Genomic DNA, 14,180 nt, shown 5'->3' with positions numbered 1-14,180 from the left:
CATGATATGGCCATTGGCCATCTTTCGTCAATCGTAAAGTGGCCAATGGCCATATGGGTGTTGCATGAGCTCCGATTTCAAAAGCCGGGGATTGGATAAATTCGTCGTCCGGCTGCCAGATGGAATGCGCGAAAAACTCGCCGAGGCCGCGCAGGCAAATAATCGCACTATGAACGCTGAGATTGTGAGTAGGCTTGAGCAGTCGCTCTCCGGCGGAACGCTACTTACGATCAGGGAGAATACGGCGGAGGCAGACATGATTTGGGAAATGTCGGACATTCTGCGAGCCGTGCGATCCGAGCTTCGCGAGGTGAAGGATCGGCTTCCAGCTCGCAAGAAAAGCAAACCCGCCTGATTGGTAGCCCACCGAATTTGCGAAGCTGCCTTCAAAAATAATTCGGCCGCCAGAGCAGCGAGTTCGGGGCGCCAATTCGCACCGATTTCCAAATTCATCAGTCCTCAGCGGGTTAGTGTCAGTTGTGAGCTGCGCCACGGGAGAAAATCCGCCCCGCCTTGGAGGTTGAGCCCTCAACAGCGCCTACACCGAGGCGAGTTCGTCCAGAGCGCCTTATTTTCAGATGTCCTGTAGGTTGGATGGCAGAAAGAAGTTTGGCCTGACGGTCCATATCTCGGTTCGGCGGAGGTACGCTTTTTGAAAATACCGACCTGATCTGCGCTCGCCAACTTAGAGAGGGCCGCCTGGAACTAGACAGGAGCTCCTTTTCCGATAACCTACTTCCGGCGCTGACGGTCACCCGCCTCACATTCCGAAATTTCGCGGTAGCGTCGAGATTTTTCTTGTCGAAGATTGCAGGCGCCGAGCCATGGCACCGGATACTGAACGTGTGGGTTTGCACCAGATGAATGTGGTGGCTCGCACGGTTATCGAAGCCCACCGAAACCGAACGGCCAGGAAAGGCTGTGTGGCTTTTCACTGGGTTCAACAGGAGGGTCTATGAAAGACGAAGTCGGTGGACTTGATGACCATGAGGGAGATTATCCGCCCCATCCACTTGACCAACGCTGGTTCGCTCACGTCGATAACAAGAACCACGGTCCCTATACCGGTCACGAACTGAAGGACATGATCGAGCAACGCCAGATAATAGCAACCGACTTCCTCTGCCCTGTCGGCAGCAAGGAATGGAAGATGGCGAAATACGATCCGGTCATTGGGGCGTTTTTTGACGATCATATGCGATCATCCAGCGCTCCGCCTCCATTACCTATCTTACCCCAAACCAAGAGAACCCCAGTTCTGGGAATTGTGGCGATCGGTTTTGGTTTAGCAGCCCTATCGATGCCCTACTTCGCGGCGGTGTTTTTTGCCCCAGCGACGGCGGTGTGCGGGCTCATCGCTATGGTGAGACGCCAACGTGTGCTTGGCGGATTGGCCTTGGCGCTCGCATTTGTCGCTTTCGTGGGCATCGCAGGCGTCTCGAACAAGATCACGAAGGCAAGTGCTGACCTGGAAAAATCGGCGAAAGAGCTGCAAGAGATGAGCCGTTCTTTGCCTCGTTTCTGAGCGCGGTGCCACATGCCAGGGCTGTTTTCGCGCTGGGTGGATTATTGTTTTAGTCTTTCCAGGCGCCCGCCCGCGTTTCGTTGGTAGCCTTAACGTCGGCAGACCTTCTTAAAGAACACGTTGCCCGATCCATTGCTTTGCCAGTTGAACGTGGATTGCTCTGGAATAAGCGAACTAGCGGACCTTATCTCGCTCTGGCAGAGGTATGCCTTTCTGCAACCCGCTCCTTCTGCCTGAATGGCTGCGGATCATTTGAGTTGGTGCTCGGCCATTTCGAAGTTGACCGCGTAACGGAGCTGCAGCCCATTGAACTCTGGAACAAGGGTAGCATGCAAGCTCCCCCTTCTTGATGGCTCCGAATAGTCCCTGGTATTGGTCGTGAAGAAAACGATCGGATCACCGAAGCCGCCAGTGCGAAGTTCTCGTGCTAAGGCTAGATAGCTTTCCAAGACGAAGCAGTCTTTCGCCTGCTGTCCTTTCTGTGCCGGAGCACAATTACGTGCAATTCTTGCGAAGGCCCTGTTTTCCGCAGCCCGTGGGGCGGTAGTGTGCGTAGCTGCATCGATATAGCGCTGAAGAAAAAACTGGGCGATCGCCGGGAGCCCACAAGTAGCTAACGTTGGCGCAATTATCTTCACTCCATGCGCCAACATAATCGAGCACACACCATTTACACGTTCTTCTAGTTTGAGGATTGCTGCCTCAGCTTCCTGCTGAACGATGGCGCGATGATCTTTCAGCTCCGCGAGCACTTGGGCCGTGAGAACAATCCATAGCTCCCTCGGTTTAGCTTCAGCCCGCGCCACTAAACGCAGTGCGGCTTCGACGTGACCTCGCGTGAAGCCATCGCGAGGCTCCCGGATTAAGTCGAGAAGGCTGCAGGTATCGCAGAGAAGGACAGGAGCAGGAGCAGCTGCTATCTCGCGCACGGCCCGGGCGGTGGAGATCATGTCCGCTCTTGGTCATATGCACGGAGAAGCTCGCGGGCAAATTCAAATTGGCTCCCAAGATCATACGCTTCGCTGTCTGGCCATCTCTCCTCTTCGATGAACCATCTAGTGAGGATGTCGCCGTCCAAGCGAGCACCCTCTATGTGTTGCAAAATCAGAAAATCTAACCATCGACCTCGATCGAGTGGATGGGTTGCCCCAGTCGTCCTGTTTGCCATTTGTGAGAATGCCTTCAGTGCGCGGAACGTGCTGTCGCCGAGCAGGGTACGAACATCCAGCTGTCCCGAAGTCACCGTTGCGTCCAACCCCATGCTTTCGGCAATGGGCGCGGCTGCTCTAGAAAATTCATCGATGAACGAGTTGTATTGGCTTTTCGACAATTTGCCATACTCGACCGGGACGACGTTTGTGATCCTGACGGAATGAGCGCTCCGCATGAGGAACAGGTTAGCAGCTGGCCTCTCGCCCTGGGGGGCTATGCTAAAGACAAACGTTCTCGCGTCCTTGGCTGATGCGTGACGGATTTCCTTCTCTCGGTTGGCATTTCGTTTCCAGCCACTCGGCAAGCTTTTGCTGAGCTGAGAAAGGAAATTAGTGAACTTCGCCTGGTCGCCGGTAATTTCAAAATTTCGGAAGACCTCAAGCAAGTCTGCCTCCCCTAGTCACCCAATAGCTGAGTTGGCTTGTCTATATAGAACTTGATCCGGCGCCAAGTCGTACCAATTTCTAAACTTATCCTTGGCGTGGCAGTCGATTGAGCTGCACCACGGGAGAAAACTCGTCCCGGAATTTGAGCCCTCAACAGGCACGTACACCGAGGCGAGTTCGTCCTGGGCGCCTTGTTTTCAGATGGGCTGTAGGAATGGATGGGCTAAGGAAAACGCGAACTGGCGGGCCAGCTCTCGGCTTGGCAGAGATCGTGACTTTGAAGAGTGCGTCCGAGCGAGGCGCGTCCCCGCCCCACGCAACACCTCGTGGGTCTCTCGGGGACACATTACACCGGAGGCCGCGCTGAGCTACGGCTTGGGCCGGCGTGCCGGGCAATACTTAAAGTATTCGTCAAAAATATCAGTGCTGCCGTTGCACAGCTTGGCGCAGACGGCGTCGAACTTGGGATCGTCCCACTTATGCTTCTCGACCAGTGCTATCACCCGGCGGGCGAAACCGCCATTCTTCACGTGCGAGCACGTGTTCTCCCCCGGATTGTCTGGCGTCATGCAGTTCTGCAGCATGATGCCGATCGTCTCGCATTCATAGGGCGAGTAGGTCTCGGCGGCAGCCGGGGCGGTGAGCAGCCCCAGGATCAAAGCAATGCGATACACGGAATACCCCATCTTAATTAGTGGCCCGGCGCCGTGGGTAGAAGGGACCGCAACGGGCACCGAGGCCTAGCGGCTCGCGATGTGAGTAGACCGCAAGGCCTGACACCCCACAAATTCGTCTTCAAAAATTTACGTCAATTTCGGGCGTGATACACGCCGTTTCCGAGCGCGGATTGCCTCAGCGTGCAAATTCATCAGCCTACTGCGTTGACCCTGATTGGGCTGCGCCACGGGAGAAAATCCATGCCGTTCTGGAGGTAGAGCCCGCAACATCGGCTACACCAGGGGGATTTCGTCCAGGGCGCCTTGTTTTCAGGTGTCATGTAGGGTTGGATGGCAAATGCAGAGGCGAACTGGCGGGCGGTGGCTTTGGCTGACAAAGGTATGCCATTGTCGCAAGTGCATTGAACGGAGGAGCTGGCAGCGAGGCAATTGCCTAGCGCTCAATGCAATAGAACGACCGTGGTTGCGCTGCCAACGCGGCCTCCTGCTCAAAAGGCAGGTAGCGGGTGTCGTAGCGCGGACAAGCCAGAGCGGCACCCTGCGCAATGATTGCCCGATTTATGTCGGTGCCTTCGGCTGTGGTGCAATAGCCGACCTCGCGGCCGTATGTCTTTTCCCCAGTCAAACGACAGGTCAGTGTCCCGGTGACCAGCGCGACCATTGCCCGCCGGGCGTTCTCGCCGCGTGCTGTCCCTAGTTCGGCGGCATCGACGCCTTTTAGGCGCACTGTTGTGCCCGCAACAGCGACCGTGTCGCCGTCGACCACCCGTGCGGGACCGCTGATGGTCGTTTTGGGAGCATTGGTGTTGCGGTCTTGGAAGCGGGTGATGACGACGCCGTGGTGTGCCTTCACCCATGCGGGCACTTCACCGACGACGATAAGAAGGACGGCCAAAAGGACCGCAATCACGGAGACGCGATTTAAAAAGGCGCTGTATTGTCTCTCGCTGGGCTGGCCGAGAACACTGCGCAGGCGAAGACAAATGAAGATAGCTAGCGCTGCGAAGATTACGGTGTAAATGTCCACGTCGCCATCCCAAACCAAAAAGACAAACGTTACTGGACTTGACGCGAGCGTTCTTGTGTTCAACCGCCATATACTTGTTAATCGTGGCCACGTACCGGGCGTGGGATAGGCCCGATTTTGAGAGGGGGTGCTGATGCGGACTTGGATATTTCAGGGAAATCCAGACGACTTCGATATTGATGGATATCTCAGTTCGCGACCAGCGCAACTCGTCTGGCTAGTTACACGGTACGCCTCTGAGGTTGCCGTTGGCGACCGCGTTTATCTTTGGCGCAATCAAGGTAAACAAAACGCAATTCCGGGCATCATAGCTGAAGCCATTGTCACAGCCGCTCCTGATCTGCGCGGGGAAGACGCCGAGGGTGCGCGGTTCTGGCGTACGGATGAGCCTCGGGCTACAGCGCCACAAGTCCGAGCCGTAATGCGCCTCGTCAAAGTAGCGACCGCTCGCGAGGTAATACGACGCGATTGGTGTGCTGAGGACCCGGTCCTTCGGGACTTGCCAAACCTCAAAATGGGTGCAGGAACAAACTACCCGATCCCGCCGGATCAGGCTGATCGCCTAAATGCGCTCTGGAGGCGCACGGGTCGCGATTGGACGAGAAATGAGTGCATCGCTGGGCTGATGGCATACGCAGAGACATACGGAGGACCCGTTTCGCGGCTGCCTGGCTCCCCCGTCGCGCGTGTAGCCCTTACTATCGGGAGAGCAGTCAGCGGCGTCTATGCGAAGGTGATGAACTTCCGCTCACTTGATCCGCGCGCGACCGGGACTGGCATGTCGGGCGCGGGCGATACGGATCGAGCCGTTTGGCGGGAATTTTTTGATGCGCAAACGTCAGCTCTGCGCATGGGCGCTTTGAGACATGAGTTCACGCGCGTTTGGGCCGTTCAGATATCGGAGCTTTCTGTGCCTACCGAGCCCGATATGGTGTCGGCAATTATCGAGGAAGAGGCGCAGCGACTACAAGCGCTCCCGCTTGATCTGCTTCTCGCCAAGTACAACGCACAGGAAAGCGGCGGGGCGGCGAGACCCTCAACCACGGTCCTCCCGATGCGAGAATACATCCGAAATGCATTGGTAATCAGCATAGCCAAGTTACGTGCGTCACATCGGTGCGAAGTGCACGATTGCCCCCATCCCGTATTCGAGACGGGGGAAGGCCTTCCCTATACGGAAGTTCACCACATCGTCCCGCTCGCCGACGGCGGCGACGACACAATTGAAAACGTCGCTTGCCTTTGTCCTGCGCATCACCGGGAAATTCATTTGGGCAGGCGGGCGGCAGAACTTACGGCGCAGCTAAAACAGATACGAGCGGCGAAACCAGCCTCAACCCTTCAAGGCGCGCCCTGAACGGAAATGCAGGTACCATCGACAGAATGGACGTTTACAACATCGATGCCAGGCTCGCGCTCGTCCGCACTCCTCGGGTCAACTTTTGACGAGATTACCGCTAGGTTTGAACGCGAAGTCGAGGGGGCAAAGCCCATCGTGGAACGGGCCACCGACCGGTCGGCCCCGAAAAACACCAGACGGGCTATTTTTTCGATAGTGGTTGCGCCGGAAACGGGGGACCTGGTTCACAATGGGAGAGATGGGTTAAGGGCGCGCTTTTGGATTTCTCCTCACACCGGCGAACAGGCGAACTCACATTTGATACTACTGGCATTGTCCCGCATCACTCTCCCAAGCGTCCTAAAAGGCGACGGCCTTGAAATGACCCGAGAAGATATCGTTCACGCCTTCAACCTAAGATCAGCAAAAATCTGGCTTTCAGAAGGACAGCTCCGAAATGGTGGCAAATTCCTCAACGTGGCTCGTTGGGCGTGGAACGAGCAAGAGCAAGACAATCCACGGCTGTGGCAATGGACGCCGTTGGCGAGCAGGTTCAATCTCATGAGTGCTTGGCTGTCTCCTGATCGAAGCGAGTGGATGTCAGCGGGAAAGCTGGATCGATCACTGCAAATTCACCGATGGGGCTTCACGTAACCATAGCAACCTCAACGCTCGCGCCCGGGCTCAGCGACCTTCGCGTTTGTCACTTGGTTGTTTTTACGGTCGGTACGCTCTTGCTCGTACAAATTGATGAAAGCGCCCGTCATGTGGAGGTTCTCTTTCGCCCAAGACCAAAGATCATCGGCGAGCTTGTCTTGATCAGGCCTTCCGGTATCGAGCGGGTCGAGAAAACGGCGCACCAGCACTGGATTGACCATGCTGAAGCCGTGGTATTGCAGTCGTCCATGTTTGAAATCCCCAGGAGCGAACGGAAAGTTCCAGTTTAGCAGAACGCGGCGTAACAGCTTGCCTCGTTTCCCCTGAACGATTTGCTCCAACGTTGAGTGCAAATTGCGCGAATGTGGATCATCCTGCAACATCCGTTCTCTTCTTGTCTGGTTGGGTACGCCCGGCTGATCTTTGCCTGCTCGTCCCAGGAAGTGAGCCTCTAACGGCTGGCACAGCCGTCTTATCGCGAAGATGACCTGGTCGAGTTTCAGCACATCCGTCCCGTGCTTCACATACCCAATAAACTGATATCGATTATCCGGATGTCCGTAGATGTGGATGCGCTTGATGAACGTCTCAGTGGTTTCAACGGGCCAGGCGGGGTCGTTTATCTCGTTAGGGCAGACCAAGCTGTCTGGCAATAATTCAGGCGCGAGCGGACGCAAATCCGCGTACAGCTTTTCGATGTCATGGCTGTAGAGTTTATTTTTTCCGCCCTCGGTATATCCTTTTGCAGACCGCTCGTTGAGTAGCAGCGCAGCTTTCATGTACTTTTCGAGACTATGCGCTGCGAGCCAAAAAAAGTCTGTGTCGAGGCCATAGGCGCAGCACCATCGCGCGACAACATAATTTTCGTCCGCCGTCTTGATGTACAGATTGTCCGCAATGCTATGCTTATGCGGATAAAGATCGTCCAACTCTCGCAAGGCTGTCTCGCTTTTCGCGCTGGGTAGACCTGAGCTGCGTAGCACGCAGTTTTCCAAAGTTCCGCTATCTGATCCTTCAGCACAAGCTCGATTTGCCACGCAATTTGGTCCCGCCAGAAAAATACCCACCAATTCGACCGCCAGAGCAACGGGTTTTCGGCGCCAATTCGTGTCAGCCTCCAAATTCATCAGGTTTTGCGGATCAGTTCATTGAGCTGCGCCACGAGGGACAATCCGCCTCGCCTTGGAGTTCGAGCCATCAAACAGCGTCTACACCAGGGGTACCTGGCCGTGGGCGCATTATTCTTGGTGGGCTGTGGAGTTGGATGGCCCAAGAAAAAGCGAACTGGCGGGCCGTGGCTTAGACTGGCAGAGATATGCAATTTGCGGCAGCCGTTTTACCTCCGTGTCACTTAGAGACACATTACACGGAGGCGCGACCTACGTAAGCCCGTGCGGGCTACGACTTGGGTCGCCAGGTCGGGCAGAACTTCTTCACGACATCGAGCGGCGCCACTTTGCCATCGCATACCCGAGCACACAGCTTGTTAAAGGGCCGCTCCTCCACAGGTTTGTCAGTCGGCATCTGGTCCCGCCACCAATTCGGATGATGCTCCACCATCCGCCGAAAGCCTTTGGCGTCGTGCCCGGTCGGATACGGATCGCAATTCGGCTTGATCGTACAGTTGTTCAGCATTCTCAACAGCATTTCGCAGTCCAGCTCGTCGTATGTTTCAGCAACTGCGGGGGTGACGAGCAGTCCCAGTGCCAGAATTGCGTATTTCATCCGACCTACCCCGCTGCGGCCTACGGCTTGGGCCGGCGGCGCTCCTCCTGCTTCTTTATAAGACCCTCGTACCAGTCATTGACGCGCTTGTCCGTGCGCGGGCCTTGCTCCACGCGGCGACCGCAGTATTTATGGAGCGCTTCTTCTTTGGTCAGCTTCTTGTCGCAGACTTGCATGCAAATCTCACTGAACTCGTCCTGCTTATCCACCGTGGTGCCGGCCATGTGATGTCGCTCCCTGATCTTGTACATCCAGGGGCGCATCATTTTCCACTTCATTTCCGGCAGGCAATTGATGCCGTCCACTTCCAGCATAGGCCCCGCATTCGGGTCATCCGGGTCCTCCGTGGTGCATTGATCGAAATACGACGTCAGCACTTCACATTCATCAGCGGTGTATTTGACGTCTTTCGCAGCAACCGGGGTGACAAGCAGCCCCAGCGCCAGAATTGCGTATTTCATCCCACCCTCCTGGTTTGGCTACTGCTTGGTCCGGGAGCAGAACTTGTGCAGGACAGCAGCCGGGGCCACCTGGTGCTTACAGAGCTTGGCGCACGTTAAGTCGAACTTATCGCCGTCCCAACCCGGATGGGCGTCCACCATGTACCTGTAGCTCTTGAGAATACCACGCACGTACCTGTAGCCCTCGGAACTACCACGACCCTCGAAGGCGTCGCATTTGGGCCTTGCCGTGCAATTGCCGATCAGCTCCTTGATCAACTTGCACTCGTCCGGTGTGTAGGTCTCGGCGGCGGCCGGAGTGACGAGCAGCCCCAGCGCCAAGGCAATGCGGTGCATGCAATTCCTCCAAATGAAAATGATAGGGTAGGCCTAAGACATCGTGAGTAAAGGTGTTGTTCTTGCGAAGGCCATCGAACTCGCGACCACAGCGGCAAACGTGGGACCCCTCGGACACCTTGGAGGGCACTGGCCGGAATGCTCCCCGGCGTGCTGCGCGTCAAACGCCCCAATCCATCATCGTCAACCGCTGTCCTCAATTGAGCTGCGCATCGGGCGATTGTTTGTGCTGCCCCTCAAACAGCATCTACATCCGGGTAATTTCGTTCTGGGCGCCTACTCACAGGTGGGCTGTAGGCTTACACCGCCAACATCGATAATCTGCAAGACCTCTCGAGCCGCCGGAGCATTCCAGAGCATCGCATTAAGACCATGCATGGGTTTGCCTCGCTCTAACTCCACGAGGTTGGTAACTGCGGCAGAATTTAGCTGCTGCGACGTGGGTAGAATGGCGGGATCAAAGTCAACGCTGCGCACCACGATGTTGACGTTGAACCAGCCATCGATCGAGACCTCGAACACTGGCACCGATCCAATTCGCCGAAATTTCTCCTCCAGAGTGGCAGCACCCTCGTTGGCGAGAAAAATCCCAATTTCCAACGCGCTTTCAGGCTCAATCCCAAAGACCAAGACCTTTCCTTGGGTGACGTAGGCGTGTCGTTCGGAAACCATATACCTGGATGGCAATTTGATTGACGCAGCTTGCACTGCACCAAACTCGTCGGGCAGTGGCAAGGGCCATTCGTGAACAGTTTTGCTCGACGAAGCCAGCTTGCCTTCGGCTTGTTGGCTTAGAAAGTATTCTCTTGTGAAGGCGAAATAGCCCGTATTGTTGTTTGCGTGAAGACTAACCTTCAAAAGCTTGAAGGTCGAACGGGCCGAGAAATAGAACCCGTCCTTGCCTCCTTTGAAGCTCCAGATGCTGGAATACTGTCCGCCCGCGTTTTCGCCAACAATTCTAACCAACTTCCTGAAATTGCGATCTAACGCAGCCTCTCTCTCGGCCCTTTCCACCCGAAGCTCCCAAGCATTGCCGGTTTCAGCGGCTTAAACAGCAACTCTGCAACCCTTGATGCCACAGTCGGCTTCGGGGATGAAGAGCCGCTAGGAAAATCAATTGCAGGCCATCTTCCGAGCAAGAGTGTACGGGATCAAAGATCGTTCTCAAACTCTTCCGGCCGCCAGACTATAAGGGTTTTCGGTCTCGATTGGGCTGCGCCACGAGAGAAAATCCGTCCCGCCTTGGAATTTGGACCTTCAACAGCGTCTACGCCGAGGCGATTTCGCCCTGGGTGCCTTATTTTCAGGTGGCTACAAGAGCTAGAGAACTTCGTGATCCGTCAGTCTCGGGTCGATTTGCCGCTAGCGAAACAGCTCACGTATATCTCTATCGATGCTCTGCCATGGGGCGGCGAGATCGACAGTGAAAACCGAAAACTTGCGCCCCAAGATATTATATTCTTCTCGCAGCTTCTCAGTGACCCTTGGATAGACCAGCACCCCATCTGGGGCCACGCCGTGTTTAGGTTTGGCATTCATGACGTATGCCATAAGCTGATAAAGATTTTCGCTGTGAAGTTTACGTGCTCCAAAATTTCTGCTGAGCGTTTCGGTGTAAAACTTCGCGTCGATAATTCGATATTCACCGGGGCGCCACGCAGAAATGTCAGTAACCATCCTCGGTAGCAGATTTAACGAAGGATCGGTCTCGCTGTTAGCGCGCCAAGCGACTTCCTCTGACCTTGCCGACCAGGGTTGGCATTCGCGCCGGATGAAATTTAGAAGAAACGCCTGAAACAGGCGCCACATCTTCTTATCGTCACGCGTGAAGTCGCGAAACTTCCGCGACCCAGCTGGCTCGGGTAGGGATGAGTTGTGAACCAGCTCGCAGATATCTAAGAGAAAGCGATAGAAACGCCGGTTGGATGTTACAGAGACCTTTCTAAACAAGGTATTCGACAAGTGGATGCTGTTGATTTCCGGCAACTGTCGAACGACCCCATGTATCCTGTCTCTCAAATCAGTATTGAGACTTTGATCGCGTTCTAAGTTAGTAAGCGTAGCTTTTATGATGCGATTTGCGAGGGTGTTGGCGGTCAACTCATCGTAAGTGCAATGCGCCCGACCGAGCATAAAGATGGGACGCCGCAAACTCGCGGCGACGTCCAACCTACCCCGTATTCCGTACATCTCTTCGCTAGTTTCACAATAACCGCGCTCGAGACCCATCCGGGAAAGATGTCTCACGCCCTCAAGCAGGACAAAAGCGAATAGATCGACAAGCTCGGTGCTCCGCACCTCTGAAACGTCTACTAATTCGCCCTGGTCGAGCGCATCCCAGGCGTAACAGAGCAAATAGTAGATATTTTGGATGGGTATTGCTGACATTACGAGTTGAGCAGCTTGACGCGCCAGTCCTCTGCTTTGCTTCCATCGTACCAATACTCCCGAAGCAGAGGCATGATTTGATACTGAATTACCTGATTGTACGCGTCCTCCGCCTCTTCCTCGGGTGGGAGAGAACAGAAGAAGCTGTGTCCTATCAGGAAGCCGGGACCTAAATCGCGATCAGCAGCAATGGCGGAGTTCAATTCAGTCATGCAGTGTCTTATGTGAGCAATTAAGGGCTCCGGAACACCTGCTGAAAGCAAATGAGCTGAGAACTGTGGTTTGTCGAAAGCCGGTTTGAGATCAAAGAACTCGAAACGCCGCCTTAGAGCATAGTCAACGAGCGCCAGAGACCGATCCGCCGTGTTCATTAGACCAATGATGTGGACGTTATCTGGTACATAGAAGCGCTTATCGTCCCCTATTGAATAAGCGAGATCGACTGCGAAGCTCTCATCGCGCTTGTCACTTTCGATCAGCATCAGTAGCTCGCCAAACACCTTGCTAAGGTTCGCGCGATTAATCTCATCGATTATAAATACGTATTTGTTCTCCAAATCAGCCTCTGCGCGCTTACAAAACCTCAGAAAAATTCCATCCTTTCTTTCAAAGCCACCCTTGCCATCAGGCCGGTACCCCTGAACGAAGTCCTCGTACGCATATGAAGCGTGAAATTGCACATTTCTTATTCGTTCCGATGAGATACGACCCAAGAACGACTGAGCTAGCAATTGCGCAAAAAAGGTCTTTCCGACGCCCGGTGGACCCTGAAGTATGATGTTCTTACTCAGTTCAAGGCGGGAAAGTAGAATTTCCAACTCCTCTGCCGTCGTGAACAGCTGAGTTAGCGCCTGGTCCTTGCTAAATGGGAGCTCAACTTCGGGTGCGCTCCCTTGGGTCCTCGCATCTTCATCTCCCAGCTGCTTCAGATAGCTGGTGATCATTGCGTCTAGACGGGATGTAAGGCGTTCGAGATCAAGGCCGTCCGGCATCTGAAAACAAGTATCGACGTAGGAATTGCCGTAGCGCTCGGGCTCTCGATCGAACTGCTTCCGTTGGAATTCGACGATTGTCTCTGCTTGTAAATTCTTCCACTCGCGAGCAGGAGGTTTTGTTTCGCTTACACCATAGGCCAAAAAAAGAGCTTTCGCTTCCCGGTAGTACAAAAGCACCGGATAAATGCCTTCGCTGACCTTCTCGCCCGGTGCGAGAAAAGCAATCCAAGGCACTCGAGACACAACGCCTTGGCCAAAACTTACTCTAATCTGCAGACCCCGATATTCCTCTGGATATGAACTCGTTCGCAGATCGTTGCCGGCATCTGCCTGGGTCAAAAAGCCTAAGACCAATTCTCGAAGCAGGTCTTTGGGGACGATAGAAAAGCCAAGCCTCCGCAAGACCCTGAACGCAGTGCTCTCTTGTCCTCCAGAAAACTCCGAGCGAGGCAATTCGCTACCGGTGCAGTACTTGAATGCGAGAGAGTATACTAGCTTCGGTGGATATCGTTTGCCTGCCTCGACCAGATCGTAAGTCGTTGATTGCGCATCTGGCGGAATGCCCTTCTCGTCGATCTCAACCAGCGCCTTCCGCACGTGATCAGACGTGATCTTTTCCGGCGACTGAGGCGCATCGTCTTGCCACTTGGCTTTGAGCGGCGGACGATAGAAGTCCAGATCGGTGGTTCGATATTCGGCTTCGAGCCGACCTCGTGTCTCGCGCAGCAGCCTATCGAGCTGAACTGCTGTCATTTTGTTGGCTTTTGCTTTCGGAACCTCCGCAAAATGCTCAAGGATAGATTTTCTGTCCCCTGAGGAGAACACACGCTCAAAGTCGTCCGGAAAGAGTAGGTACAACAGCATATGCCTGAATTGTCGGCTTTGAGCATCGGGTATTTGCTGAAGCCACTCAGCGAAATCCCATGGGGACGACAAGAGCAGTTGCTGCCGCTCAACCTCCAAGCTCTTAAAAGACAGAAGTAGCTTGATTACGAATGTAAACTCCTTAGGCCTGTGATTGTTGAAACCGGGACCAGCGCTTCCAATACCAGCTAGTACCTCATCTTCAATGAAGGGAGTATTGGGCGGGAATGGCGCACTCGACCAGCTCCAGATTTCCTGGACATTTTCCCTCTTCGTTTCAGCGCTAATGTTGCTCGGGCAGAGTGACATCAGCCACATGAGTTCTGCTGCAAGTTGCTTTGCCGAGGAACTGCCGTCCTTTAGCTGATCGCGCAATTTTTCTGTAAATGTACGGTCGGTCTCGTCGGGGACGTCAATGAACCGGGCGCTTAGCTCTTGCAGATTGGCCAAAGTCCAAAGTTGCTCAGCAGAGAAGATCGAGCTCGAGCCCAGCAGTGATCTATCACGCCATGCTCTCGCCGCGTTCAAAATAGGCTCGACATTCCGCTCTCCGCAAAACCGGCTCATCTTCTTCCGCCCCTGACCCTT

14 protein-coding genes and 1 pseudogene are annotated in these 14,180 nt (G+C 54.7%); 4 read left to right on the top strand and 11 right to left on the bottom strand.

The window, feature by feature from the left end; translation table 11 throughout:
- Positions 1-64: 64 nt before the first annotated feature.
- Positions 65-355 carry an Arc family DNA-binding protein gene (locus ACRQ5Q_RS39470; RefSeq protein WP_439395193.1) on the top strand — a complete coding sequence of 97 codons (291 nt, stop codon included), beginning with the start codon at positions 65-67 and terminating at the stop codon, positions 353-355.
- A 600-nt stretch (positions 356-955) separates the two neighbouring features.
- The gene (locus tag ACRQ5Q_RS39465) at positions 956-1,525 is read left to right on the top strand and encodes a GYF domain-containing protein (RefSeq protein WP_439395191.1); all 570 of its coding nucleotides are present in this window, start codon (positions 956-958) and stop codon (positions 1,523-1,525) included.
- Between the two features lie 248 nt (positions 1,526-1,773).
- On the opposite strand, the gene ACRQ5Q_RS39460 is transcribed toward ACRQ5Q_RS39465, so the two are convergent.
- The 4 genes from ACRQ5Q_RS39460 to ACRQ5Q_RS39445 all read right to left on the bottom strand — a co-directional run bounded on the left by ACRQ5Q_RS39460 (position 1,774) and on the right by ACRQ5Q_RS39445 (position 4,827).
- A complete protein-coding gene (locus ACRQ5Q_RS39460; RefSeq protein WP_439395189.1) occupies positions 1,774-2,475 on the bottom strand; it encodes a hypothetical protein in 702 nt (233 codons plus the stop codon).
- The gene (locus ACRQ5Q_RS39455) at positions 2,472-3,122 is read right to left on the bottom strand and encodes a hypothetical protein (protein WP_439395187.1); all 651 of its coding nucleotides are present in this window, start codon (positions 3,120-3,122) and stop codon (positions 2,472-2,474) included. The genes ACRQ5Q_RS39460 and ACRQ5Q_RS39455 overlap by 4 nt, the downstream gene beginning before the upstream one ends.
- 369 nt (positions 3,123-3,491) lie before the next feature.
- Positions 3,492-3,797: a hypothetical protein gene (locus tag ACRQ5Q_RS39450; protein WP_439395186.1), complete on the bottom strand. Its 306-nt coding sequence runs from the start codon at positions 3,795-3,797 to the stop codon at positions 3,492-3,494.
- A 436-nt stretch (positions 3,798-4,233) separates the two neighbouring features.
- A complete protein-coding gene (locus tag ACRQ5Q_RS39445) occupies positions 4,234-4,827 on the bottom strand; it encodes a thermonuclease family protein (RefSeq protein ID WP_439395184.1) in 594 nt (197 codons plus the stop codon).
- A gap of 133 nt (positions 4,828-4,960) precedes the next feature.
- Between ACRQ5Q_RS39445 and ACRQ5Q_RS39440 the strand changes: the two are divergent.
- A pseudogene (locus tag ACRQ5Q_RS39440) lies at positions 4,961-5,332 on the top strand (EVE domain-containing protein); the annotation flags it as partial.
- Between the two features lie 231 nt (positions 5,333-5,563).
- Positions 5,564-6,184 (top strand): HNH endonuclease, encoded by a 621-nt coding sequence (locus ACRQ5Q_RS39435; RefSeq protein WP_439399949.1) that lies wholly within the window; start codon positions 5,564-5,566, stop codon positions 6,182-6,184.
- A 647-nt stretch (positions 6,185-6,831) separates the two neighbouring features.
- Here ACRQ5Q_RS39435 and ACRQ5Q_RS39430 read toward each other — a convergent pair.
- The 7 genes from ACRQ5Q_RS39430 to ACRQ5Q_RS39400 form a co-directional block, all read right to left on the bottom strand.
- The gene (locus ACRQ5Q_RS39430) at positions 6,832-7,950 is read right to left on the bottom strand and encodes a hypothetical protein (RefSeq protein WP_439395182.1); all 1,119 of its coding nucleotides are present in this window, start codon (positions 7,948-7,950) and stop codon (positions 6,832-6,834) included.
- Positions 7,951-8,221: 271 nt separating this feature from the next.
- Positions 8,222-8,548, bottom strand: coding sequence for a hypothetical protein (locus tag ACRQ5Q_RS39425; protein ID WP_439395180.1), 327 nt, complete (start codon positions 8,546-8,548; stop codon positions 8,222-8,224).
- Between the two features lie 20 nt (positions 8,549-8,568).
- Positions 8,569-9,009 carry a hypothetical protein gene (locus ACRQ5Q_RS39420; protein WP_439395178.1) on the bottom strand — a complete coding sequence of 147 codons (441 nt, stop codon included), beginning with the start codon at positions 9,007-9,009 and terminating at the stop codon, positions 8,569-8,571.
- Positions 9,010-9,027: 18 nt separating this feature from the next.
- Positions 9,028-9,345, bottom strand: a complete 318-nt coding sequence (locus ACRQ5Q_RS39415; protein ID WP_439395176.1) for a hypothetical protein — start codon at positions 9,343-9,345, stop codon at positions 9,028-9,030.
- 276 nt (positions 9,346-9,621) lie between these two features.
- The gene (locus ACRQ5Q_RS39410; protein WP_439395174.1) at positions 9,622-10,359 is read right to left on the bottom strand and encodes a hypothetical protein; all 738 of its coding nucleotides are present in this window, start codon (positions 10,357-10,359) and stop codon (positions 9,622-9,624) included.
- Positions 10,360-10,707: 348 nt separating this feature from the next.
- On the bottom strand, positions 10,708-11,733 hold the full coding sequence (locus ACRQ5Q_RS39405) for a 5-methylcytosine restriction system specificity protein McrC (RefSeq protein WP_439395173.1): 1,026 nt from the start codon (positions 11,731-11,733) through the stop codon (positions 10,708-10,710).
- The gene (locus ACRQ5Q_RS39400; protein WP_439395171.1) at positions 11,733-14,159 is read right to left on the bottom strand and encodes an MrcB family domain-containing protein; all 2,427 of its coding nucleotides are present in this window, start codon (positions 14,157-14,159) and stop codon (positions 11,733-11,735) included. The genes ACRQ5Q_RS39405 and ACRQ5Q_RS39400 overlap by 1 nt, the downstream gene beginning before the upstream one ends.
- Positions 14,160-14,180 lie beyond the last annotated feature (21 nt).

It is taken from the genome of Bradyrhizobium sp. PMVTL-01, assembly GCF_051861855.1.
Lineage (GTDB): Bacteria > Pseudomonadota > Alphaproteobacteria > Rhizobiales > Xanthobacteraceae > Bradyrhizobium.
This window is presented reverse-complemented; position numbering and strand designations above follow the sequence as displayed.